We start from the raw sequence: 22,674 nt of genomic DNA, 5'->3' as shown, positions 1-22,674 counted from the left end.
CGGGGCCGCGACCGCGTGGTAGATCCGAGCGCGACACCTCCATCCCCACGACCGGGAGCCCCCTTGAGCTCGGACACAGTACGCACCGTCGTCGTCACCGGAGGCGGGACCGGCATCGGACGCGCCGTCGCAGAACACTTCGCCGTCGCCGGCGAGCAGGTCCACGTGGTGGGCCGTCGCACCGAGGTCCTGGAACGGGTCGCCGCCGGGCACCCTGCGGGCCGAGTGCGGGTCCACACCGCCGACCTCACCCGTGACGAGGACGTCCTGCGCCTGGCCGGCGAACTGGCCGACACGACCGTCGACGTCCTCGTCAACAACGCCGGCGGGACGGTCCCACCCGCCGGAGACGGCCTCGAGGCCGCCTTCGACGCGTTCCGGCGCACCCTCGACGCCAACCTGCTCTCGGCGATGATGCTCACCGAGGCGCTCTGGCCCCGCCTGCGGCGTCCCGGCGGGCGGGTCGTCAGCATCGGCTCCATCGCCGCCAACCGGGGCGCGGGCGCCTACGGTGCCGCCAAGGCCGGCCTGGTGGGCTGGTCGCACGGGCTGTCCGCCCGGGGCGGGGCCGACGGCATCACCGCCAACGTGGTGTCGCCCGGGTACGTCCAGGACACGGAGTTCTTCAACGAACAGGGGCGCTCGACGCGGCACGACACCCTCGTGGGCCAGACCCTCGTCGGCCGTGCGGGGGTGCCCGCCGACATCGCCTCGGCCGTGGCGCACCTGGCGTCGCCGGAGGCCTCGTGGATCACCGGGCAGGTCGTGGACGTCAACGGGGGAGCCCTCCTGGGGCGCTGACGTGCGGGCCGGGCCGGGTCAGACGGCGTTGATGCCCACGAGGGCCGCCACGAGCAGGCCCACGTAGGCCCACGCGTGCACCCGGTCCGGCATCCGGCCCACGATCCGCCGCGCGAGCGCGATCGTCGGCAGCGACCCGGCCAGCAGGGCGGCCCCGGCGACCAGGTCCACGTACCCCAGGTGTCCGCCGGCGTCGGGGCCGCCCGCCAGCGCGTACACGCCCGTGGCCACGACCGCCACCGGCAGGGTCAGCGGGTTGGCCATCGCCGCGGCGTCCGCCATGGGCAGGCCCCGGCGCCGCAGCAGCGGGACCGTGAGCACGCTGCCGCCCACGCCCAGGGACGAGGCGACCCCGCCGATCCCGACCCCGCCCGCGGTCACCGTGCCGCGCCCGAGCAGCCGGGGCTCGCGGTCCTCGTCGCGGGACAGGAACCCGCGCCGCAGGACGCTGTCGAGGATCGTCCACACCAAGTACACGCTGAAGAGCACGTGCTGTGCGCGTTCGCCCAGGAGCAGCGCGCCCACCGAGCCGACCGCCGCGCCGACGGCGATGTACCCCATCAGCGGCCACACGTACTCCCGGCGCAGCCTCCCCGTGCGCAGCTGCGCCGTGGTCGCGCCGGCCGCGTTGACGATCATCACCGCCGTCGACGTCGCCACCGCCACGTGCATCGGGTCGGCGCCCGGGCCGGACGCGGCCGACACCACGCCGTAGACCACGGGGACGGTCACGAAGCCGCCGCCGAACCCGAACAGCACGGTGGTCAGTCCGGTGAGGACACCGAACACGAGCAGGAGGAGGACCGAGTCGAGCACCGGTCCACGTTAGGACAGCGTCCCCACCGGCACCGACACCGGGATCCCGATCGGCGGATACGCTCCCCGCCGTGCCGCGGCTTCGGGCAGGGTGGGAACCCGGGGCCGGAACGGTGAACGCGGGCGCGCCTCGGGGAGTATTCACACCTCACTGAACGACCGGGACGTCTGGCCGATGAGGGACGGGGGACGGATGGGCCGACTGTTGAGGCGGCGCCGCAAGAGCGAAGGGACTGCGGCCCCGGAGGTCGACCTGCGCAGCGAACAGGGGGTCAGAACCGCCTACCAGGCGCACGGCCCCGAGCTCTACCGCTTCGCGCTCCGGCAACTCGGCGACGAGATCGCCGCCCAGGACGCCGTCCAGGAGACCTTCCTGCGCGCCTGGCGGGCCGGCGACCGGTTCGACCCGGAACTGGCCAGCCTGCGGGTGTGGCTCTTCGCCATCGCCCGCAACGTCCTTCTCGACGAACTCCGGCGGGCCGGGAGGCGTCCCGTACCCGTGCCGCCGGAGGAGAACGACCGGTCCCGGACCAACCTCGCCCGCGGCGGGGTCGACGAACAGGTCATGCGATCCTGGCTCGTCGAGGAGGCACTGCAACGCATCGGCCAGGAACACCGGGTGGCCCTGGTGGAGACCTATCTGCGGGGGCGTCCCTACGCGGAGGTCGCCGCAGAGCAGAACATCCCGGTCGGCACGCTGCGCAGCCGGCTCTTCTACGGGCTCAAGGCTCTGCGCGTGGTCATGGATGAGATGGGGGTGCGAGAATGAGCAGGGATCCACACCGCGAGGCCCGCGACCTCTTGGGCGCCTACGCGCTCGACCTGCTCGACGACGCCGAGCGGGCCTCCGCGACCGCGCACCTGGACGGCTGTGACGAGTGCCGCCGCGAACTCGACTTCATCGCCCCTGCCGCCTCCGCCCTCGCCCTCGCCGACCCCGAGCGTGTCACGGCGCAGCCGGCACCGCCCCCCGACCTGGGCGACCGGGTCCTGAGCACGATCCGCGCCGAACGCCCCGCACGCCGCAACGGCACGCGCATGCTGGTGGCGGCGTGCGCGGCCGCCCTCCTGGTGGGTGTGGGCGCCGGTGTCGCCGGAGGGTACGCCGCCTTCGCCCCCGACCCCGAACCGCAGGAACACGTCGCCGCCACCGTGCACGACGACCGCGTCGACGCCGAGGCGCTGCTCGTTCCGCACACGTGGGGCGTGGAGATCCGCCTGACGGGTGAGGGTTTCGGGGCCGGGGAGACCTACCGGGCCACCCTGTTCGACGAGTCGGGCGGCGCCCACCCCGCAGGCGAGTTCATCGGTGTCGGCGAGAACCCCATGGTCTGCAACCTCAACAGCTCCCTGCTGCGCGAGGACGCGGCCGGCTTCGAGATCACCGACGAGTCGGGCGATCCGGTCGTCACCTCCTCCTTCTGAGCCCGGTCGGCCCCGCCCGGTACGAGCGCCGGGCGGGGCCGGGGGCCGGGTCATCCGCCGGTGGAGCGCTCGGCGAAGACCACCAGGTTGTCGGTGTAGGAACGCTCGTCGGGGTCGAAGTCGCCGGTGCACGTCACCAGGCGCAGCACGTCCTCCCCCGTGGCCCCGAAGACCTCGAAGGTCGGGAAGGCGTCCTTCGGGAACGTGTGCACCCCGGTGACGGAGTAGGACGCCGTGTCCCCTGCGGCATCGTCGATCTCCACGGTGTCGCCCTCCTCCAACTCCTGCAGCCGGTGGAAGACCGCGGGGCCGTCGGCCGAGTCGACGTGGCCCAGCACCACGGTGGGCCGTGTCTGGCCGGGACGCCCGCTGCGGTCGTACCAGGAGGCCAGATCGTGGTCCTCGGGCACCACCGCGCTGCCGTCTTCCTCCACACCGAGGTGCAACAGCTCCGACGACACGTCGATGCCGGGGACCCGCACCTGGGCGGGGTCACCGTCCGCGGGTTCCTCGGGCAGGGCCTGGGGCTGGGACGGTTCTTCGTCGGCGGGGGCGTCCGGGGCACGTGAGGTCTCGGTGGGCGGGGGGCCATCGGTCGGGGGAGCGGCGGCGCACCCCGCCGCGGCGACCCAGATCAGGGGCGCCGCGGTCAGGGACACCGCACCTTTCCTACCGGCTCGCACCGGGCAGGAAGCTCGGGAACAGGTCGGCGGCACCGCCGCCACCGGTCTCCATGCCGCCCATCGGCACCTCCCAGAGCTGGCCGCGGATCGCGCCGTCGGGGAAGTCGGCCGTGTGGGTGTCGGCGTAGAAGCTCTCCGGGTCCTCCTCGATCTGGGCCAGGGTGAAGCCCTCGCCCGTGTCGTTGCCCTCGTCGTCCTCGACCCCGGTCGTGAACGGGCCCTGCATGCAGCCGGAGCTGCGCAGCACACCGTCACCGTCGTCCTCGGGGTCGGGGAAGGCCAGCCGCGGCGGGCCGAACGCATCGGCGGAGGCCTCGTGGATGTGCGTGGCCGTGCGCGCCGGGCTCTCGTAGGGCGGTGTGACACCCTCGAACTCGATGTCGTAACAGATGACCTCTTCATCGCTGTTGATGCGGAAGTCGAAGGTGCCCCAGGCGCCCTCCTCCCCGGGGACGGGCTGGTCCTCGTCGTCGACCACCATGTCGGGATCGGCCTCGACCGTGTACATGCTGGTGAACTCGTGCGGCTCGGAGACCTCCTCGTCCGCGTGCGCGGGTACGCCCTGCGCCACCACCAGCGCCCCCGCGGCCGCCGTCGCCGCCAGGGCCGTGCTCGACCGCCGTGTCGTCGCCCTCATGGCTGTCTCCTCCGTCGTCGCTCGTGTGTTACGGGTCACGCTGACCGTGGATACGACGGAGATCGGTGCGGCGTTCACCCGCGGATGTCAAAGGCTCGGTCAAGGCAGCGGACCGCCGCATGACGGGTGCCGGCACGCGGCGGTCCCGCTGCGGGTCAGGCGCGCTCCTCGGTGTCGGGGCGCGGAGGCAGCGCCGCGGTTCCGGCGCGCGGGTCGGGGTCCCGGTGGCGCAGCGAGAGCAGGTACCCCAGGCCGACGGTGATGGCCACGCCGATCGCCGTGTACCACGTGAACCCGACCAACTCCGGGGCGAACAGGAACAGCGCCGACATCGTCACGATCGCGACCCCGAAGGCGATCGCGGCGTCCACCTGGCGGGCACGGTGCACCCACATCCCCAGGAAGAACGCGCCCAGCAGCCCGCCGTAGGTCAGGCTCGCCACCGACAGTCCGAGCTCGACCACCGGGTTCTCGGTCCCGGTGAACATCGCCGCCGCGCCGATGAAGACCAGCCCCCACCCGAGCGTGAACAGCCGGCTCAGCTTCAGCGCGCGCTCCTCCTCGAGTGGCCGCCGCGTGAAGCGCTGGTACAGGTCGGACATGGTCGAGGACGACAGGGCCGACAGCGACGACGACAGGGTGCTCATCGCCGCCGCCATGATCCCGGCGAGCATCAGTCCGGCCACACCGACCGGCATGCCCTCGACGATGAAGGTCGGGAACAGCTCGTCGGAGTTGGCCAGCCCCAGCTGGTCGACGGTCCGCTGCTCGTAGTAGGAGTACAGCGCCAGCCCCACGGTCAGGAACAGCGCGAACTGGAAGAAGACCACGACCCCGCTGACGACCACGGCCATCTGGGCATCGCGAAGGCTCTTGCACCCGAGCAGGCGCTGCACGATGATCTGGTCCGCGCCGTGGGAGGCCGTGGACAGCAGCGCACCGCCCACCAGCGCCGTCACGGTGGCGTAGGGAGCCGAGATCGGGCTCGACGCGAAGTCCAGGAACTGGGTCTTGCCGGCGTCGTGCGCCACGGCCAGGAAGTTCACGTCCAGGCTCTGCACGATCACGGCCAGCGCCACGATCCCGCCGACCATGTACACGCCCATCTGCAGCACGTCGACCCACACCACGGCCCTGATGCCGCCGACGAGCGTGTACAGGATCGTCGCCACACCGAGCAGCGCCACGATCGTGAAGTAGGACAGCTCCATGCCGAAGGAGTCCAGCACGATCTTCATCGGGATCGCCGCCGCGAACAGCCGCACACCGTCGGCGAGCAGCCGGGTGAACAGGAACGTCACCGCCGTGGTGCCCTGCATCCCGCGCCCGAACCGCACGCCCAGGTAGGCGTAGGCGGTGGTCATCTCACCGCGGTAGTACCGGGGCAGCAGCACGAACGCCACGGCCAGCCGCCCGATGAAGTATCCGACCGCGACCTGCAGGAACGTGACGTTGTCCAGGAACGCGATCCCGGGTGTGCTGATCACCGTGAGCGCGCTGGTCTCGGTCGCCACCACCGACAGGCACACCGCCCACCAGGGCAGTTGCCGGTTCCCGATGAAGTAGTCGCGGACCGTGCGCTGTTTTCCCGACAGCCACAGTCCGAGCCAGGCCGAGGCCAGCAGGTAGACGACGATGACCGCCAGGTCGATGGTGTGCACGCGGTTGACCTCCGTTGGCCGTGTGGGGGGATGGGGGCTCAGCCGTCCGGGGCAGGGGCCGGCTCCTGGGCGGGGTCGGTGACCTCGAGGCGGCGGGGCACGGTGGCGGCCGGCTCGGGAAGGCGCAGTGGACCGGAACCGGGGGTGAGGCGCCCGGCCGGGGTGGCCCGGCGGGCCCCGGTGCAGGACGGCAGGGCCCCGGGCAGACCGTGCCAGGTGAAGAAGCCCAGCAGCGCGAAGAGGTAGGCCTCCTTGGCGTCCCCGTCCAGGCCCAGGTCCTCGGCGGGGGACAGGCGTGCGGGCCGCAGGAGCTCGGCCAGGCGCCGGGTCAGCACCGGGTTCCGGGCCCCGCCGCCGGACACGTGGACCTCGGCGACCGCGCGGGACGCCAGCGCGTCGGCGACGGTGCGTGCGGTGAGTTCCACGAGCGTGGCCAGGAGGTCCGGGGTCTCCACGGGCCCGTGCTCGTGCAGGGCCTCCTCCAGGTACGCCGGGCCGAACAGTTCCAGCCCCGTGGACTTGGGCGGGGCGAGCCGGTAGTACGGGTCGGCGAGCAGGCGGTCGAGGAGCGCGGCGTCGACACGGCCCTCGGCTGCCAGACGCCCGTCGAGGTCGAAGCCGGAACGGCCCCCGGTGGCGCGGCGCACGGCGGCGTCCATGAGCGCGTTGCCGGGGCCGGTGTCGAACGCCGCCGGTTCCCCGGAGGTGGGCACGACCGTGGCGTTGGCGATGCCGCCGATGTTGAGCGCGGCCGCGGGTACGCCCCGCCCGTTCAGCAGCAGGGTGTCGAGCAGCGCGGCCAGCGGGGCCCCTTGTCCTCCGGCGGCCACGTCGGCGGTGCGCAGGTCGGAGACGACGGGGAGCCCGGTGGCCTCGGCGGTCCACGCGGGCTGGCCCAGTTGCAGGGTTCCGTGCACGGAGGCCCCGTCGGCCCAGTGGAAGAGGGTCTGACCGTGGGAGGCGACGAGGTCCGCGTGCCCGCCGGCCAGGTCGGCAACGGCCTCGCGCGCGGCCGCGGCGAACGCCTGCCCGATGCCGGTGTCCAGCCGGCACACCGTCTCCATGGTCGTGGTGCCGGGCGGAAGAGCGGAACGCAGCTCCTCGTGAAGGGGCGCCGAATAGGGGACGGTGCGGTGGCCCAGGGGCCGGAGCCGGACGAGGTCCCCGTCGAGGGTGAGGTCCGCGGCGGCGACGTCGATGCCGTCCGCGGAGGTGCCGGAGGACAGACCCAGGACTCGCACGAAGCACCCTCCATCCTCCGGAACGTCCCCCAGCGTCATACCGCGCGGCGGGCGCGCGCAACCCCCCGAGAGCGCCGTGCCGGGGGAGTTCCACCGGGCCCCGGACACAACTCGACCGGTGACCGTGCGGCCACCGGTCGAACTCTCGAGGGCCCGTCAGAGGCCGCCGTTGTTCCTCCGCATCTTGGTCGCCACCATCAGAGCTGCACCGATCAGGGCGAGGCCCAGCGCCGTGAAACCCAGGAACCAGGGGTTCGCGCCGGTCGCTGCCAGGCCCGTGTCGTCGGTCGGCTCCCCGGTGGGCCGGTCCGTCGGCTCCGGAGGCGTCGGCGTCTCCGTGGGGCTCGGTGTCGGGCTCGGGGTGGGCGAAGGCGTCGGTGTCGGTGTGGGTGTCGGGGTCGGTCCGTCGTAGGTGTTGGTGACCTGGCAGGTGAGATCGTCGCCCTCGTTGATCTCGACCGCGTCGTCCTCCACGGGAACGGGGTCCCCGTCGTGCGTGCACGTCCAGTCCGAGGCGGTGTACCGGTCGGGCCCGTCGAACTCGGAGAGGTCGTAGGTGCCCGGTTCCACCGGGACGTCGGTGACGGTGTCCTCGCCGTGGCGGCCTTCGATCCCCCGGGTCGGTCCCTCCGCCAGGAGGATCCAGTCCGTGCGGTCGGCGTCGCCGCCCCCGGTGTTGTCGACCTCCTTCTCGAGCGTGAGCCGCGCGTCCGTGTCGGAATGCAGCTGGTTGTAGACGTTGCAGGTCACCGCGGCCGTCGCAGGGGCGTCCACCTCGAAGCCCGGGGAGGTGCCGTCCGGATCGCCGGTGTTGGTGACCGGGTACTGCTCGCCCGTGTTCAGGTCGGAGCACTCGGCATGGGCGCCCTCCGGGGTCACCAGGCGGTGGCCGTCCTGCTGCTGCTCCTCCACCTGCAGGTGGATCTCGTCGGAGTCGGGGCTGTCGTAGGAGAAGTTCACGCTGCCGGTGTCGTCCACGGTGGTGGCCTCGTCCGGGAGCCCGATCACACCCGGGGTGGTCGTGTCGGCGTCGAAGGTCCAGCCCGGTCCGGCCGGCACGGCCCCGGTGATGTCGTCCTGGTCGTTCTCCTCCGGGACGATCTGCTTGACCACGGAGAGGGACCCGTTGCAGTTGTCCTGGGCCAGTTGCCGGAGGGCCTGGGCGGCCTCGTCGTAGTTCTCCAACTGCAGGTAGTCGGCCTCGTGGATGTTGGTGCCGTCGTACGGTGTCGGCCCCGAGACCGAGGCCAGGTTCAGCGCGGTGATGCTGTCACCCACGCCCGCGCCCACACCGAGCGCCAGGACGCGTGTGTCGTGCGCCTTGACGGAGTTGGCGGAGAAGATGCCGTTCTCGACCTCGATGGCGCGTGTGTTGCTGCCGTTGCCGTACCCGCTGGAAGCGCGGTACAGGGTGGGGTTGCCGTCGGTGATGAAGATGACGCCGTCGTAGTGCTGGGCCGCGTCGCCCTCGGCCGTGGCGGCCAGGCCGCGGTCCCAGTTGGTGGCCCCGTTGGAGCGCCACGGGGCGTAGCGGGCCTTGAACTCGTCGGCCGTTTCCTGCGTGGAGACGGGGTGCAGTTCCGGGTAGTTGACGTCGGCCCCGCTCGCGGGCGAGTTGTTCGAGAAAGAGAAGAGCGCCATGTTCGACGGGGTGCCGACCAGCGCGTCGGTGAAGGAGTCCGCGGCCCGTTTGAGCGCCGGCAGGCTGCCACCGACCGACCCGGACAGGTCGAGCACCACGGCCAGGTCCAAACCGCAGCGCCGCGGCAGCTGCGGGTTGTTCCGGGAGTTCTGCCACACACCCTCGGAGGCCGCGCCCACTTGGCTGGTGTTGCGCATGAAGTCCTGGGTCGAGGTGTAGGTCTGCCCGGGGTACACCTCCGAGGTCGCGAACCGGTAGGGGAGCCGGATCGAACCGGTCCCCGAGCCGGGCCCCACACGCAGAGCCGGGTTGGTGAACCAGCCGTCCGGCGCCCCGTCCTCGGGCTGGGAGACCACGAACGACGTGCCCGGTTCCACCCCGCCGTCACCGACCGGGACGACGAACGAGCAGTCACCCTCGTCGTCCGAGGTGCAGAAGACCCAGGGCTCCGCGATGGGCTCGCCCTCCGAGTCCAGGAGCTGCAGCCGCACACCCTCCAAGGGGGCGCTCGTGGACCGGCTGTCGCGATCCCCGCCGACCTTGACGTTGATGACCGCCTCGTCCTCGTCCGGTTCGGGGATCACGGCATCGGTCGCGGCGGCCGCGCCGGGACCGAACAACGGGAGGAGCAGGGCAAGCGCCCCCGCCGCGGAGAACGTGGTGAGCGCTGTGAGGTGTCGTGTCCGTGTTCGTCCGGGTGGCCTGACAGGTCGGTGCATGGCGGGCGACTCCCTCATGTTGCATAACTGAGAGTTACGATTAATTGCACAAGGTAGTTACAACTGAGCCGTGTGTCCCGGATCCACGCACGCGCAGGGGTTATCGGTCGATCGTCGCCAATGGCTGGAATGTCTGACCCTGGGGCAAAAGGGCACCGGCCGCCGTGCGCCCCTCGGTGGTGGGATCTTGCACCCCGCCCGCATGCTTAGGACGGCCCAGGGCAGGAAGGACAGCCCGTGAAGGCCCTGAACCCACGACGACAGGGGGAGTCATGGGACACATCGAGGTCGGAACCGAGAACAGCGCACCGATCCGCCTGTACTACGAGGACCACGGCAGCGGACGCCCCGTCGTCCTCGTGCACGGGTACCCGCTGGACGGCACGTCGTGGGAGCGGCAGACCGCCGCGCTCCTCGACGCCGGGTACCGCGTCATCACCTACGACCGGCGCGGCTTCGGGCGCTCCGACAAGCCCACGGTCGGCTACGACTACGACACCTTCGCCGCGGACCTCGACCGCGTGATGACCGAGCTCGACCTGCGCGACGCCGTGCTGGCCGGGTTCTCCATGGGCAGCGGCGAGGTGACCCGGTACCTGAGCCGGTACGGATCGGCACGGGTGGCCAGGGCCGCGTTCCTCGGGGCTCTGCAGCCGTTCCTGCTGCAGACCGACGACAACCCCGAGGGGGTCCCGCAGGGCGTCTTCGACGAGCTCCGCGAGGGTGTCACCCGGGACCGCTACGCCTTCTTCGAGGACTTCCTCGGCGACTTCTTCAACGCCGACACCTTCCTCGGCAACCGGGTGAGCAAGCAGGCCTTCGACGCGCACATGGCCGTGGCGTTCGGCGCCTCGCCGCACGCGTCCGTGGCCGCGCAGCCCACGTGGCTGACCGACTTCCGCCAGGACCTGCCACGCATCGACGTCCCTGCGCTCATCGTGCACGGTACCGAGGACCGGATCCTGCCGGTCGACGCGACCGGGCGCCGTTTCGCTCGGGCCCTGCCGGAGGCGCGGTACGTCGAGATCGAGGGTGCTCCCCACGCGCTGCTGTGGACCCACGAGCAGGAGGTCAACGACGCCCTGCTGGACTTCGTCGCCGGCTGACCCGGCCGTGGCACCGCTCCGGCCGCCGGACCCGCCAGGGCCCGGCGGCCGACCCGTGTCAGGCGGGCTTGCGCCACACCGACACGTGCGCGGTGCTGCGGGAGGTGAACGGCGCACGGTGCCAGTCGGCCCACCGGTGCTCCAGGGCCAGACCCGCGAGCTGTGCCATGAGGTCGAGCTCCGAGGGCCACACGTACCGGAAGGGGATCGCCCGGTACCGGCCGTGCTCGCCCTCCACGGTGATGTGGTGCGAGACCATCGACTGGGTCGCGGTGTCGAGCACGTCGTAACCCCAGTGGGTGGGTCCGGTCGAGAACAGGACGGTGTCGTCGAGCTCGCCGAGCCGGCGCACCGGCGGGACCCCGACCTCGACGACGAAGCGGCCCCCGGGCTCCAGGTGCTCGGCCGCGTTGCGGAAACAGGCGACCTGTTCGTCCTGGGTCGTCAGGTTGTTGATGGTGTTGAAGACGAGGAAGGCGACCGAGTAGGCGCCCTCCACGCGGGTGGTGGCGAAGTCGCCCACCGTCGCGCCGATCTGCTCGGCCCCGGGTTTGGTGCGCAGCTCGGCGACCATGTCCTCGGACAGGTCGATTCCGTGCACCGGGACCCCGGCCGCCGACAGCGGCAGGGCGATGCGGCCCGTGCCGACGCCGAGCTCGAGGGCGCGGCCTTCGCCGGCCAGTTCCGTGAGGAGGCCGACGACCGGGTCGACCTCCTCCGGCGTGAACATCCCGGCGTGGCTCGTGTCGTAGCGCCGGGCGGACTCACCGGCGAAGTGGTTCTCCTTGGCGCTCATCCGTGAACCCTAGACAGGCCCGTGCGCGGGTGTCATGGGGTTTTCCGGCCGGGCGCCGGTTCCTGGCCCCGGCACCGGCGCCGGACCAGGTGGCGGCGGCCGCCGCGGGGTGCGAGGATCGTCGGAACGCCGAAGCCGGACCGGGGGAGAGGCACATGGCCGGACGCACGGTGCTGGGGATCTGCGGGAGCCTGCGCCGGGGTTCCTACAACGCCGCGCTGCTCGACCTGGTCGACGGGCTCTCGGGCGGGTTCCGGGTGGTCGGGTCCGACCTCGCGGGTCGCCTGCCGTTGTTCAACCCCGACGTGGAGAACGACGAGGAGGCCTGGCCCGAGGCGGTACGGGAGTTCCGTGCGCTGGCCGAGGAGGCCGACGGCGTCGTCATCGCGACCCCCGAGTACGCGCACGGCCCGGCCGGTGCCACCAAGAACGCGCTGGATTGGCTCGTGGGCTCGGGCGGGCTCGTCGGTCGTCCCACCCTGCTGGTCAGCGCCTCGCCCGGCCAGGCCGGCGGGATGCGCGCGCACGCCCCGCTCATGCCTACGCTGACGTTGCTGGGCGCGGTCCTGGTGGACTGCGTCGTGGTCTCGCGCGCGGGTGCGCGCACCGACGGCGACGGGCGGTACACGGATCCGGCGGTGGTCGACCGGGTGCGGTTGGCCGTCGGGGAGCTGGAGGAGGCGCTGGGGTACGCCGCGAGCAAGCGCACGCAGAGCGTGCTGTGAGCGGACTCACGGGCCCGGCCCTGACCACCGAATTGTATGTGCATACAGGATCGTGCATACTTATATTCATGTCCAAGGTACTCACCTCTCTGCCTGTCGGTGAACGTGTCGGAATCGCCTTCTCCGGGGGTCTCGACACCTCGGTGGCGGTTGCGTGGATGCGCGAGAAGGGCGCCGTCCCCTGCACCTACACCGCCGACATCGGCCAGTACGACGAAACCGATATGCCCGCGGTGGCCGAGCGCGCCAACGATTACGGCGCGGAGGTCGCGCGACTGGTCGACGGGCGCGCCGCCCTGGTGGAGGAGGGCCTTGCCGCCCTGGCCTGCGGGGCGTTCCACATCCGTTCCGGCGGGCGCAGCTACTTCAACACCACGCCGCTCGGGCGCGCGGTCACCGGCACCCTCCTGGTGCGCGCCATGCTCGAGGACGACGTCCAGATCTGGGGCGACGGCTCCACCTTCAAGGGCAACGACATCGAGCGGTTCTACCGCTACGGCCTGCTCGCCAACCCCGGCCTGCGCATCTACAAGCCCTGGCTCGACGCGGACTTCGTCGGCGAGCTCGGCGGCCGCAAGGAGATGTCCGAGTGGCTGGTCGAGCGCGGCCTGCCCTACCGCGACAGCACCGAGAAGGCCTACTCCACCGACGCCAACATCTGGGGCGCCACCCACGAGGCCAAGTCGCTGGAGCACCTCGACACCGGCATCGAGATCGTCGACCCCATCATGGGCGTGCGGTTCTGGGACCCCGAGGTCGAGATCCAGACCGAGGACGTCACCATCGGCTTCCAGCAGGGCCGTCCGGTGACCATCAACGGCAAGAGCTTCGACTCCGCCGTCGACCTGGTCCTGGAGGCCAACACCATCGGCGGCCGCCACGGTCTGGGCATGTCCGACCAGATCGAGAACCGCATCATCGAGGCCAAGAGCCGCGGCATCTACGAGGCCCCCGGCATGGCGCTGCTGCACAACGCCTACGAGCGCCTGGTCAACGCGATCCACAACGAGGACACCATCGCGGCCTACCACTCCGAGGGCCGCCGCCTGGGCCGCCTCATGTACGAGGGCCGCTGGCTCGAGCCGCAGGCCCTGATGCTGCGCGAGTCCCTGCAGCGCTGGGTCGGCACCGCCGTCACCGGTGAGGTCACCCTGCGCCTGCGCCGCGGCGAGGACTACTCGATCATGGACACCACCGGGCCGGCGTTCAGCTACCACCCGGACAAGCTGTCCATGGAGCGCAACGAGGACTCCGCATTCGGCCCCGTCGACCGCATCGGCCAGCTCACCATGCGCAACCTCGACATCGCCGACTCCCGCGCCAAGCTCGAGGACTACTCCCGCCTCGGCATGGTCGGCGACGCCACCCAGCCCAACACCGTCGGCGCGGCCCAGGCCGCCTCGACCGGGCTCATCGGCGCGATGCCCGAGGGCGGCGCCGAGGCCATCGCCTCCCGCGGCGAGGCCACGGACGAGACCGGCCTGCTCGACCACGCCGCCCTGGAGTCCGGCAACGACTAGGGCCGGTACCTGACAGCAACGCTCGGGGGAACGCCCTCCCCGCAGCAGCGAACCGCCCCGTCCGGGATGCCCGGGCGGGGCGGTTCTCCTCGTGGGGTCGGTCGGTGCGCACAGACCTTCGAGGATCTTGCTACCAGAGCCGGGTTCAGCGCCGATATCGGCTCCAGTAGCAAGATCCCCGGGGGTTGCAGTCAGAGCCAGACCGCGGCGTCGATCTCAGCGTCGTAGAACTCGTGCGCGCCCTCGTGCGCGTCCAGCCCCCACCCGGCCCGGATCCGCCGCGGCAGTACCAGGCCGTCGACGTCCTGCTCCCCGCTGAAGGCGGCCGTGAAGCGGTGGAAGTCGAACCCGTGCCCGTCCGGGTCGCCCCACCGCGGCAGCGAGATCCACTCCAGCCGGCCCTTGGGGCTCACCCGGATCGTGACCCGGTGGACCCGCCGGTCGACGATCACGTCCGCGTGCGCGGTGTCGTCGTCGACGTGGACCCAATGCACCGACGGCAGCAGCGCCGCCGCCGGGGTGAGCACGAGCTCGGCCGCCAACAGCCCCGCCGCGCTCCGTGCGATGTCGGCGTTCTCGACGCTGAGCAGGGGGACCAGGCCGGCGGCGGTCCAGCGCATCCGGCCCGTGCCCGCGTGGTAGAGGTCGAAGCCCCGCACCGACACCGGGCCCACGTGCGCGGTCGCGGCCCACACGTACCCGTGGGCGGCGCTGACCACCTGCCGGGCCCGGAACCGGCGCCAGCTGCCCAACCACAGCCGCCCGTGCAGGGTCAGGGCGACCGTCGTCGACAGGGGGGCGCCCGGGGCGATGGTGTGCCCGGTCCAGCGGCGCACGGGGGCGGGAAGGCCCACCACGGACGCGGGGTCGAAACCCTCGGTGGTCGGGGTCTGCGGGATCAGGGCGTCCCAGGTCGGGGCGGCCGCGCGGGCTTCCGGGGGTGCCGGCAGAGTCACCATGGCCCCGACCCTAGGACGGACACTCCGGGGACCGGCACAGGCCGCGCCGGGCCGGGACTCTCCGGTGCGCCGGACGCCTCGACCTGCCCCGCTCGGCCCGTGTGGCGATTTCCCCTATTCCCTACTTTATTGGTTGACAAAGTCCGTTTGGCGGATCACTCTTGTGTGCGAGGGCGGGGACAGGCCCGGAGAGCCCCGCCGTGCAGAGAGGAAGTGCACCCCCCGATGTCACTCACGTTCCACTGGTTCCTCCCGACCCAGGGCGACAGCCGGGGCATCGTCGGCGGCGGTCACGGTGTGGCCGTCGACTCCGCGTGGCGCACCCGCGAACCCACGACCGAGTACCTGACCCAGGTCGCCCAGGCCGCCGAGCAGCTCGGCTTCGAAGGTGCCCTGACCCCCACCGGTGCCTGGTGCGAGGACGCCTGGCTGAGCACCGCGATGCTGGTCAACGCCACCCGGCGCCTGAAGTTCCTGGTCGCGTTCCGGCCCGGCCTCCTCTCGCCGACCCTGGCCGCGCAGATGGCCTCCACCTACCAGCGCCTCAGCAAGGGGCGGCTGCTGCTCAACGTCGTCACCGGCGGGGAGAGCGCCGAACAGCGCACCCACGGCGACTTCCTCGACAAGGACCAGCGCTACGCCCGCACCGACGAGTTCCTCCGGGTCGTGGACGGGCTCTGGAAGGGCGAGACCGTCGACCTCGACGGCGAGCACATCAAGGTCGAGGGCGCCACCCTCCACCGCCGCCCCGACCCGCACCCCCCGATCTACTTCGGCGGGTCCTCGCCGGCCGCCCTCGACGTGGCCGCCTCCCGCGTGGACACCTACCTCACCTGGGGCGAGCCGCCTGCCGCCGTCGCCGAGAAGATCGACCGCGTCAAGGCCCTGGCCGCCGAACAGGGGCGCACCCTCGACTACGGCATCCGGCTGCACGTCATCACCCGCGACACCTCCGAGGAGGCCTGGTCCGAGGCCGCGCGCCTCCTCGACCACCTCGACCCCGAGACCATCGCCCAGGTGCAGAAGGGTCTGGGCCGCAGCGAGTCCGAGGGTCAGCGCCGCATGCTCGAACTGCACGGCGGCCGCGCGGAGGACCTCGAGATCCACCCCAACCTCTGGGCCGGGGTCGGCCTGGCCCGCGGCGGCGCAGGGACCGCCCTGGTGGGCAGCCACACCGAGGTCGCCGACCTCCTCGAGGAGTACGCCCGCACCGGCATCAGCGAGTTCGTGCTCTCCGGCTACCCCCACCTGGAGGAGGCCTACTGGTTCGGCGAGGGTGTCCTGCCGATCCTGCGCGAACGCGGCGTGTGGACCCCGCCCGAGGAGACCCCCGCGGCCACCACGGCCGGCGGATCCACCAGCGGCCCCCGCGTCCCCTTCGCCACACCCGAACGTACGGCCACGCCCGCGTCCTGACCACGGAGCCACCGACGATGACCATCACCGCCCTGGTCGGCAACCCCCGGCCCGGATCCCGCACCCGCACCGCCGCCGAGCACACCGCCCGGCGCCTGGCGCAGCGGGCCGCGAGCACCACCGAACCCGGCACCATCGAGCTCGCCGATCTCGGGCCCGCACTCCTCGAACCCACGCCGCCGCCGGCCGTCGAGGCCGCCCTCGAACGCGCGCGCGACAGCGACCTGCTCGTGGTCGCCACACCCACCTACAAGGCCACCTACACCGGGCTGCTCAAGGTCTTCCTCGACCTGCTCCCCGGGGGCGGCCTGTCCGAGGTCACCGCCGTGCCCCTCATGGTCATGGCCTCGCCCGCACACACCCTCGCCGTCGAGGTGCACCTGCGGCCCCTGCTCCTGGAACTGGGCGCGGACGTGCCCTTCCCCGGGCTCGCGATCGACCAGAACGACATCCCGAAGGAGGGCGACGCGGCCGACGCGCCCCTGGACGGGGTGCTCACCGAATGGCTCGAGCGTGTGCACCCCGCGCTGTTCCCGGCGACCCCGCCCGTGCACCGGGCCGACGTCCCCACCGTCGGCTGAGAAGGGAGACCCGCATGACCGCCGCACCAGGTACCGACACCGCCACCGCCGTCGACCCCGGCCGGTTCCGTACCGCGCTCTCGCACCACCCGGGCGGGGTCGTGGTCGTGACCGCCGACGTGGCCGGGGAGCCCGTCGGACTCACCGCGACCTCCTTCACCAGCATCAGCCTCAGCCCGCCCCTGGTCGGTTTCTACGTCGCCGAGACCTCCAGCACCTGGCCGAAACTGCGCCGCTCCGGGGAGTTCGCCGTGCACCTGCTCGGGGAGGACCAGTCCGACCTGGCCGCACGCTTCGCCACCAAGGGCGTGGACCGCTTCGCCGCACCCACCTCCTGGCGGCCCGGCCCCGAGGACGTCCCGCTGCTGGACGGAACCGCCGTGCACCTGGTGTGCCGCCGCTACGACACCCGCCTGGTCGGCGACCACTGGCTCGTCGTCGGCGAGGTCACCCACTGCCTCGAACTCGACGACCCCCGCCCGCCCCTGCTCTACCACCGCGGCGCGTTCGGCTCCTTCACCGCCCTGAGCTGACCGCCCCGGTCCCTCCCTCGAAAGAGGTCCACGTTGAGTCTGTCGACGCGCCGACGACCACACAGCCCTCCCGCCCCCGACACCACCGCACCCCGGGGCCGGGGGACCGCGCGCCGCCGCCCGGCCGGCCGCACGGATCCCCGGGCCTGGCACCGGTGGATCAGCCCCCTCGCCCTGCTGCTGATCTGGCAGGTCGGGTCCGCAGTCGGGCTGATCCCCGAACGCCTGCTGCCCGCACCCTCCGCCATCGCGCTCACCGGGGTCGAACTGTTCCAGGACGGAACCCTGCTCCCGGCGATCGGCACCTCCCTGCAGCGGGTGCTCATCGGGTTCGGCATCGGCGCCGCCGCCGGCATCGCGCTCGCGGTCGCCGCCGGGCTCGCCCGCTGGGGCGAGAACCTCGTCGACCCGCCCATGCAGATGCTGCGCACCGTGCCGATCTTCGGGCTGATCCCCCTGTTCATCCTCTGGTTCGGCATCGGGGAACTGCCCAAGGTCGCCCTCGTCGTCATCGCCGTGGTGATCCCGCTGTACGTCAACACCTACGCGGGCATCCGCGGTGTCGACGCCAAGTTCCACGAGGTCGCCCAGGTCGTCGGGCTCGGGCGGGCCGGGATCCTGCGCCACGTGGTGCTGCCCGGCGCCCTGCCCAACCTGCTCGTGGGGCTGCGCCTGAGCCTCGGCTCGGCCTGGCTCGCGCTCATCGTCGCCGAACAGATCAACGCCGACGACGGGCTCGGGTTCATGATCAACAGCGCCCGCGAGTTCCTGCGCACCGACATCGTCGTCTTCGGCCTCATCGTCTACAGCCTGCTGGGGCTGGCCACCGACTCCCTCGTCCGACTCCTCGAAAGGAAGGCCCTCGTATGGCGCCGCGGACTGCGACCCTGACCACCGCCGGGGAGGCGGCCGCCGTCCGAGGGGTGCACAAGGCCTTCGACGGACGGACCGTGCTCGACGACCTGGACCTGACCATCGGCGACGGCGAGTTCGTCGCGCTGCTGGGGCGCAGCGGATCGGGGAAGTCGACCCTCCTGCGCCTGCTCGCCGGGCTGGACCTCGAACACGGCGGCGACGTCGGGACCGCCGACTCGGTCATGGTGGCGTTCCAGGAACCCCGCCTGCTGCCGTGGAAGAAGGTCGGCGCCAACGTCGTGCTCGGCCTCGACACCGACGAACCCCGCGGCCGTGCGGCCTCCGCGCTGGGCGAGGTCGGGCTGGCCGACCACGCCGACGCCTGGCCCGCCACGCTCTCCGGCGGGGAGGCCCAGCGCGCCTCCCTCGCCCGCGCCCTGGTGCGCGACCCCGGCCTGCTCCTGCTGGACGAACCCTTCGGGGCGCTGGACGCCCTGACCCGGACCACCATGCACGACCTGGTCCTGCGCCTGTGGGAGCAGCACCGCCCCGGGGTCCTGCTCGTGACCCACGACGTCGACGAGGCGCTCCAGCTCGCCGACCGGGCGCTCGTGCTCACCGACGGCCGCATCTCGTGGGAGGCCGACATCGACCTGGAACGCCCGCGCCACCGCCAGGACCCGCGCCTGCTCGACCTGCGCACCGAGATCCTTACCGAACTCGGTGTGGCCCAGAACGGAACAGCATGACCAGACACACCACCCCACTCGCCGCCACCGCCCTGGCCCTCGCCGTGGCCGCCACCGGCTGCTCCACCGCGAGCGGCAGCGCCGACGACATCTCCGAGCTCACGCTGCGGGTCGGCGACCAGCTCGCCGGTGCGGAACCGCTGCTGGAGGCCGCCGGGGAGCTCGAGGGCACCCCGTACGAGATCGAGTGGTCCACTTTCACGTCCGGACCGCCGCTGCTGGAGGCGATGCACGCCGACGCCGTCGACATCGGGCAGGTCGGCAACACCCCGCCGGTCTTCGCCGCGGCCGCCGACTCCTCGGTGCGTATCGTCTCCGCCTTCGACACCACCCCGGACGGCACCTCCGTCGTCGTGCCGGCGGACTCCGGCATCGAGGAGGCCGCCGACCTGGAGGGTGCCTCGGTGGCCGTGGCCCGGGGGAGTTCCGCGCACGGGCTGTTGCTGGGGATCCTCGACGCCGAGGGCCTGGACTTCGACGACCTCGACGTCAACTACGTGCAGCCCGCCGACGCGCTCGCCTCGTTCTCCGAGGGCGAGGTGGACGCCTGGGCGACCTGGGACCCGTACGTGTCGCAGGCCGAGGACCAGGCCGGCGCGGAGATCCTCGTCAACGCCGAGGGCCACACGAACACGTTCAACTTCCAGGTCGCGAGCGAGGACGCACTCGACGACCCGGTCCGCGAGGCAGCCGTCGAGGACTACGTCGAACGCATCCACCGCGCCGTGGAGTGGTCCCGGGAGAACCCCGAGGAGTACGCGCAGGTCTGGGCCGAGCACAGCGGGCTGCCCGCGGAGGTCACCGCGCTCGCCGCGGAACGGCGCGAACCCTCGCCGCGCCAGGTGGACGCCGCGCTGATCGAGGACCAGCAGGTGCTCGCCGACAACTTCGCCGAGGCCGGGGAGATCCCGGACGCGCCGGACATGGCCGAGTTCGTCGACGACCGCTTCGACCACCTGGTGCCCTCCTCCTGACCCCGGGTGGCGGGACCGGTCCGGGGCCGGCCCCGCCACCCGGTCACCCCCTGGCCCGGGACACAGCTCCCGGCCCCGCCCCTGTGGTGCTGCAGTGCGCCGAGTGCCTCGGTCCCCTGCCGTGGCATGTCGTGTGCCCGGCGCTGTAGGGACCTCCCCCCGAGCCCTGTGTGCCGAGCTCGCCCGGCCGGTCCGGCCTCCGGTCGGCCTCCGGGCTTTCGGCCGGGCACCCTCGACCTGGGTTCACCCCCTGGCCCGGGACGCAGCGCGACGCGGGGCCGGGCGGAATCCCCGGCCCCGCGTACCTGTGCCCCTGGACGCGTGACCCTCGTGCGGTCCCCGGCGCTGGTGCGGCGCTCCGCGCTGCGCCGTACGTAGCCGGGCCTCCCGCACGGCCTTCGGCCGACAGCGCCCCGCTCCTGCGTCCCCGTGTGCTTGTACGGGAGCTCGCCCTGCTGGTCCGGCCTTCGGCCGGGCACCCCGACCTGGGTTCATCCCCGACGGGGGCGCGCGATGCGAGCCCGGGACGCAGGTGCATCACCTGCGTGGGATGCGTGGTGCAGAGTGTCGAGGGCCTCGGTCTCGGCCTCGTGCCGAGGCACGTGATGTGCCCGGCGCCTCGTGGATGCATGTGCCCGGAGCTCGGGAGCTGAGCTCGCCCGGCCGGTTCGGCCTTCGGCCGGGCACTCTCGACCTGGGTTCACCCCCTGGCCCGGGACGCAGCGCGACGCGGGGCCGGGCGGAATCCCCGGTCCCGCGTACCTGTGCCCCTGGACGCGTGACTTCCGTGCCGTGGTCGGTGCGCGCGGCGCTCCGCTCCGCACGCGTGTGCCGGGCAGGCCTCGCGGCCTGGGTGCTGCGCACCGCGCGAAGCCGGTCGGCTTCGTCCTGCTCCTGCGTCCCGTGTCCGTGTGCGCGAGCTCGCCCGTGTGCGGGAACGAGGCGCGGCCCGGTGGCCCGGCCATCGGGCGCGCGCTCCTCGGGCCCGTTCCGGCTCAGGCCTCGGGCTTCTCGTAGGGCGACGGGAACGGGAACCGGTGCTCCAGGAACGACCGCACCATCCGGCCCACCCGTTCCTCGGCCTCGGGCGGGGTGTCGAGGTCGTTGAGGCAGAAGAAGTCCACCTCATCGCCCTCCTCCAGGCCGGCCAGCTTCTCCTCGGCGTCGCCGGCGCCCACGTCCACGTACCGCAGCCGGAACTCCTCCGGCACCGCACGTCCGGTCAGCATCGCGTAGTGGTGGTGCAGGGTCGCGGCGAAACCCACGTCGTCGGGTGAGCGGAAACGCGAGCGCACCGTACGCGCCACGTCCTCGGGGTAGCGCTCCTCCAGTTCCAGCATGACCTCGCGGATCTGCGGGTGCGGCACGTGCTTGAACTTGTGCGTGATCCGCCGACCGAAGCTCTCGTGCAGCAGCCGCCGCACGTTCTTGCCGGCCGAGTTGGGCGCGACCTCGTCCCGCAGCGGGGCACCCGCCCCGAACTGGAACGGGGAGAACGGCAGGCGCGCGATCCCGTTCGCGTGGAAGAAGTCCTCGGCCCGCACCGGGGCGGCCAGGAACACGTCGTCGTTGAAGTACAGGTAGCGCTCCGACAACCCCTCGATGTGGTGCAGCCGCGCACCGATGGCGTGGGAGTTGAACGTGGGCAGCGCGTCGTGGTCGTCGAAGACGTCCCGGTGGTCGACCACGGTGATCCCCTCCGCCGAGGGGTCCAGCCACCCGGGGACCTGGGCGTCGGTCACCAGGTACACGTGCCGCACGAACGGCGCGTAGGTGTGCAGCGACCGCAGCGAGTACCGCAGCTCCTGCCGGTCCACGAACCGCGACCGGTTGGCCGCCAGCGACGAGGCGGCGGCCCCGCTGTGGCGGGCGCGCTTGGCGGCGTGCTCGGGGTCGGCGCCGTCCACCCACGTGTAGACCACGTCCACGGGGAAGTCCGCGTCGTCGACCAGTCGCCAGGTGAAGGGCTCGTACGTCGGGTGGTCGCGGTCGCGCACGCGCAGGGTCGCGGGCACGCGCGCCTCGGGCGTGAGCAGGTCCGAGACCCGGTTCCGGCGCGGGGCCACGAGAGTTCCGGTCATCGCCTGCCGGGGGATCACGGTGCGCAGCTTCGACAGGACCTCGTCGGCGTTGTCCCGCGCGGACACGGTCTCGCCGTCGCGCCAGAACTCCACGTCGCACCCGTACTCGAACCCGCCCATGAGGCGCCCGGCGGGGGAGAGCAGGTACTCGGCGAAACGGATGGTGAGCCCGGACTTCACACCCGCGTCCAGGGCACCGTCGACGTAGGCGCTGACGCCCTCCACCCCGCCACCCCGCACAGGTGTGGCGGCGTGCACCGCGCTGGAGGCGTACAGCTCGCGCATGGCGTCGAGCACGTCCTTGCGCCGGTCGCGGTGCACCCCCACGACGTGGCGCAGGGGTGAGCGCCCCCTCACCAGGAAGTAGGGGGCCTCGGCCAGGTCGAGGGCGCGGGTGACGAGTTCCAGGTGGTGGGCGGCTGCACCGTCGGAGGTGAACCCCTCGACCACACGCCCGATGCGCTCCTCGCCGTGGTGGTCGAACGTGCGGGTGTCGGGGTCGGAGGCCAGCAGGTCCTCACGCCTGCGGGCGATCTTGGCCAGCCGGCGTTCCTCGGAGGTGGCCTCCTGCGCTGCGCGGCGTTCGTTCTCGCGGCGTTCTCGGGCCTGCCGGGGGAGGAACAGCTCTCCGGTCTGCTTGATGCGGGTCCTCAGAGGCATGCGTCGGTGTCTTCCGTGTGTCGGGGGGAGGCGGGGATGGCACGCGAAGGTCTGTGACAGGTCGGTCGCCGCGGACACGGCGTCCCGAGACAGG

Annotated in this window: 21 protein-coding genes; 12 read left to right on the top strand and 9 right to left on the bottom strand. The window is 72.3% G+C overall.

Going from position 1 to position 22,674, the window contains the following annotated elements; genetic code table 11:
* The first annotated feature begins 63 nt into the window (after positions 1–63).
* Positions 64–801, top strand: coding sequence for an SDR family NAD(P)-dependent oxidoreductase (locus IDM40_RS19390; RefSeq protein WP_193123439.1), 738 nt, complete (start codon positions 64–66; stop codon positions 799–801).
* Between the two features lie 18 nt (positions 802–819).
* On the opposite strand, the gene IDM40_RS19385 is transcribed toward IDM40_RS19390, so the two are convergent.
* Positions 820–1,617, bottom strand: a complete 798-nt coding sequence (locus IDM40_RS19385; protein ID WP_193123438.1) for a sulfite exporter TauE/SafE family protein — start codon at positions 1,615–1,617, stop codon at positions 820–822.
* Between the two features lie 193 nt (positions 1,618–1,810).
* Between IDM40_RS19385 and IDM40_RS19380 the strand changes: the two genes are divergently transcribed.
* Together IDM40_RS19380 and IDM40_RS19375 are read left to right on the top strand one after the other, a co-directional pair.
* On the top strand, positions 1,811–2,386 hold the full coding sequence (locus IDM40_RS19380; RefSeq protein WP_193123437.1) for a sigma-70 family RNA polymerase sigma factor: 576 nt from the start codon (positions 1,811–1,813) through the stop codon (positions 2,384–2,386).
* The gene (locus IDM40_RS19375) at positions 2,383–3,042 is read left to right on the top strand and encodes a zf-HC2 domain-containing protein (RefSeq protein ID WP_193123436.1); all 660 of its coding nucleotides are present in this window, start codon (positions 2,383–2,385) and stop codon (positions 3,040–3,042) included. The genes IDM40_RS19380 and IDM40_RS19375 overlap by 4 nt, the downstream gene beginning before the upstream one ends.
* Positions 3,043–3,092: 50 nt before the next feature.
* Here IDM40_RS19375 and IDM40_RS19370 read toward each other — a convergent pair whose 3' ends face one another.
* The 5 genes from IDM40_RS19370 to IDM40_RS19350 form a co-directional block, all read right to left on the bottom strand.
* Complete coding sequence (locus tag IDM40_RS19370) at positions 3,093–3,701, bottom strand: class F sortase (protein WP_193123435.1); 609 nt, start codon at positions 3,699–3,701, stop codon at positions 3,093–3,095.
* A 10-nt stretch (positions 3,702–3,711) separates the two neighbouring features.
* Positions 3,712–4,362: a CHRD domain-containing protein gene (locus tag IDM40_RS19365; RefSeq protein WP_235997762.1), complete on the bottom strand. Its 651-nt coding sequence runs from the start codon at positions 4,360–4,362 to the stop codon at positions 3,712–3,714.
* 155 nt (positions 4,363–4,517) lie between these two features.
* A complete protein-coding gene (locus IDM40_RS19360) occupies positions 4,518–6,023 on the bottom strand; it encodes a sodium:solute symporter (protein WP_193123434.1) in 1,506 nt (501 codons plus the stop codon).
* A gap of 38 nt (positions 6,024–6,061) precedes the next feature.
* Complete coding sequence (locus IDM40_RS19355) at positions 6,062–7,264, bottom strand: anhydro-N-acetylmuramic acid kinase (protein ID WP_193123433.1); 1,203 nt, start codon at positions 7,262–7,264, stop codon at positions 6,062–6,064.
* Between the two features lie 156 nt (positions 7,265–7,420).
* Positions 7,421–9,625, bottom strand: coding sequence for a VWA domain-containing protein (locus IDM40_RS19350; RefSeq protein ID WP_193123432.1), 2,205 nt, complete (start codon positions 9,623–9,625; stop codon positions 7,421–7,423).
* Between the two features lie 272 nt (positions 9,626–9,897).
* Here IDM40_RS19350 and IDM40_RS19345 point away from each other — a divergent pair, with 272 nt between their 5' ends.
* Entirely contained in the window at positions 9,898–10,731 is an 834-nt protein-coding gene (locus tag IDM40_RS19345) for an alpha/beta fold hydrolase (RefSeq protein WP_193123431.1), read from the top strand.
* A 58-nt stretch (positions 10,732–10,789) separates the two neighbouring features.
* Here IDM40_RS19345 and IDM40_RS19340 read toward each other — a convergent pair whose 3' ends face one another.
* A complete protein-coding gene (locus tag IDM40_RS19340; RefSeq protein WP_193123430.1) occupies positions 10,790–11,527 on the bottom strand; it encodes a class I SAM-dependent DNA methyltransferase in 738 nt (245 codons plus the stop codon).
* Positions 11,528–11,682: 155 nt separating this feature from the next.
* Here IDM40_RS19340 and IDM40_RS19335 point away from each other — a divergent pair, with 155 nt between their 5' ends.
* Both IDM40_RS19335 and argG read left to right on the top strand, forming a co-directional pair.
* A complete protein-coding gene (locus IDM40_RS19335) occupies positions 11,683–12,252 on the top strand; it encodes an NADPH-dependent FMN reductase (RefSeq protein ID WP_193123429.1) in 570 nt (189 codons plus the stop codon).
* 68 nt (positions 12,253–12,320) lie between these two features.
* Positions 12,321–13,772: an argininosuccinate synthase gene (argG, locus tag IDM40_RS19330; RefSeq protein ID WP_193123428.1), complete on the top strand. Its 1,452-nt coding sequence runs from the start codon at positions 12,321–12,323 to the stop codon at positions 13,770–13,772.
* Between the two features lie 191 nt (positions 13,773–13,963).
* On the opposite strand, the gene IDM40_RS19325 is transcribed toward argG, so the two are convergent.
* The gene (locus IDM40_RS19325; protein WP_193123427.1) at positions 13,964–14,731 is read right to left on the bottom strand and encodes a DUF6544 family protein; all 768 of its coding nucleotides are present in this window, start codon (positions 14,729–14,731) and stop codon (positions 13,964–13,966) included.
* Between the two features lie 225 nt (positions 14,732–14,956).
* Here IDM40_RS19325 and IDM40_RS19320 point away from each other — a divergent pair, with 225 nt between their 5' ends.
* From IDM40_RS19320 to IDM40_RS19295, 6 genes are read left to right on the top strand one after another with little or no spacing between them, the layout of a single operon-like run.
* A complete protein-coding gene (locus IDM40_RS19320; protein ID WP_193123426.1) occupies positions 14,957–16,147 on the top strand; it encodes an LLM class flavin-dependent oxidoreductase in 1,191 nt (396 codons plus the stop codon).
* Between the two features lie 17 nt (positions 16,148–16,164).
* Entirely contained in the window at positions 16,165–16,728 is a 564-nt protein-coding gene (locus IDM40_RS19315; RefSeq protein ID WP_193123425.1) for an NADPH-dependent FMN reductase, read from the top strand.
* Positions 16,729–16,742: 14 nt separating this feature from the next.
* A complete protein-coding gene (locus tag IDM40_RS19310; protein WP_193123424.1) occupies positions 16,743–17,261 on the top strand; it encodes a flavin reductase family protein in 519 nt (172 codons plus the stop codon).
* A gap of 33 nt (positions 17,262–17,294) precedes the next feature.
* Positions 17,295–18,152 carry an ABC transporter permease gene (locus IDM40_RS19305; protein WP_235997760.1) on the top strand — a complete coding sequence of 286 codons (858 nt, stop codon included), beginning with the start codon at positions 17,295–17,297 and terminating at the stop codon, positions 18,150–18,152.
* Positions 18,128–18,865, top strand: coding sequence for an ABC transporter ATP-binding protein (locus IDM40_RS19300; protein WP_193123423.1), 738 nt, complete (start codon positions 18,128–18,130; stop codon positions 18,863–18,865). Before IDM40_RS19305 ends, IDM40_RS19300 begins: the two co-directional genes overlap by 25 nt.
* Positions 18,862–19,839 (top strand): ABC transporter substrate-binding protein, encoded by a 978-nt coding sequence (locus IDM40_RS19295; protein WP_193123422.1) that lies wholly within the window; start codon positions 18,862–18,864, stop codon positions 19,837–19,839. The genes IDM40_RS19300 and IDM40_RS19295 overlap by 4 nt, the downstream gene beginning before the upstream one ends.
* A 995-nt stretch (positions 19,840–20,834) precedes the next feature.
* Here IDM40_RS19295 and IDM40_RS19290 read toward each other — a convergent pair.
* A complete protein-coding gene (locus tag IDM40_RS19290; protein ID WP_193123421.1) occupies positions 20,835–22,580 on the bottom strand; it encodes a stealth family protein in 1,746 nt (581 codons plus the stop codon).
* Positions 22,581–22,674 lie beyond the last annotated feature (94 nt).

The organism is Nocardiopsis coralli (assembly GCF_014892575.1).
In the GTDB taxonomy this organism is placed as follows: domain Bacteria; phylum Actinomycetota; class Actinomycetes; order Streptosporangiales; family Streptosporangiaceae; genus Nocardiopsis; species Nocardiopsis coralli.
The sequence above is the reverse complement of the archived record's forward strand: the minus strand, read 5'-3'. Positions and strand labels throughout refer to the sequence as shown.

What these genes read in the sequence shown, in the direction of transcription:
- IDM40_RS19365 (WP_235997762.1), bottom strand. Translation starts at nt 4,362, where the DNA reads ATGAGGGCGACGACACGGCGGTCGAGCACGGCCCTGGCGGCGACGGCG.
- IDM40_RS19375 (WP_193123436.1), top strand. Translation starts at nt 2,383, where the DNA reads ATGAGCAGGGATCCACACCGCGAGGCCCGCGACCTCTTGGGCGCCTAC.
- IDM40_RS19350 (WP_193123432.1), bottom strand. Translation starts at nt 9,625, where the DNA reads ATGCACCGACCTGTCAGGCCACCCGGACGAACACGGACACGACACCTC.
- IDM40_RS19290 (WP_193123421.1), bottom strand. Translation starts at nt 22,580, where the DNA reads ATGCCTCTGAGGACCCGCATCAAGCAGACCGGAGAGCTGTTCCTCCCC.
- IDM40_RS19335 (WP_193123429.1), top strand. Translation starts at nt 11,683, where the DNA reads ATGGCCGGACGCACGGTGCTGGGGATCTGCGGGAGCCTGCGCCGGGGT.
- IDM40_RS19345 (WP_193123431.1), top strand. Translation starts at nt 9,898, where the DNA reads ATGGGACACATCGAGGTCGGAACCGAGAACAGCGCACCGATCCGCCTG.
- IDM40_RS19295 (WP_193123422.1), top strand. Translation starts at nt 18,862, where the DNA reads ATGACCAGACACACCACCCCACTCGCCGCCACCGCCCTGGCCCTCGCC.
- IDM40_RS19325 (WP_193123427.1), bottom strand. Translation starts at nt 14,731, where the DNA reads ATGGTGACTCTGCCGGCACCCCCGGAAGCCCGCGCGGCCGCCCCGACC.
- IDM40_RS19315 (WP_193123425.1), top strand. Translation starts at nt 16,165, where the DNA reads ATGACCATCACCGCCCTGGTCGGCAACCCCCGGCCCGGATCCCGCACC.
- IDM40_RS19300 (WP_193123423.1), top strand. Translation starts at nt 18,128, where the DNA reads ATGGCGCCGCGGACTGCGACCCTGACCACCGCCGGGGAGGCGGCCGCC.
- IDM40_RS19310 (WP_193123424.1), top strand. Translation starts at nt 16,743, where the DNA reads ATGACCGCCGCACCAGGTACCGACACCGCCACCGCCGTCGACCCCGGC.
- IDM40_RS19320 (WP_193123426.1), top strand. Translation starts at nt 14,957, where the DNA reads ATGTCACTCACGTTCCACTGGTTCCTCCCGACCCAGGGCGACAGCCGG.
- IDM40_RS19380 (WP_193123437.1), top strand. Translation starts at nt 1,811, where the DNA reads ATGGGCCGACTGTTGAGGCGGCGCCGCAAGAGCGAAGGGACTGCGGCC.
- IDM40_RS19340 (WP_193123430.1), bottom strand. Translation starts at nt 11,527, where the DNA reads ATGAGCGCCAAGGAGAACCACTTCGCCGGTGAGTCCGCCCGGCGCTAC.
- argG (WP_193123428.1), top strand. Translation starts at nt 12,321, where the DNA reads ATGTCCAAGGTACTCACCTCTCTGCCTGTCGGTGAACGTGTCGGAATC.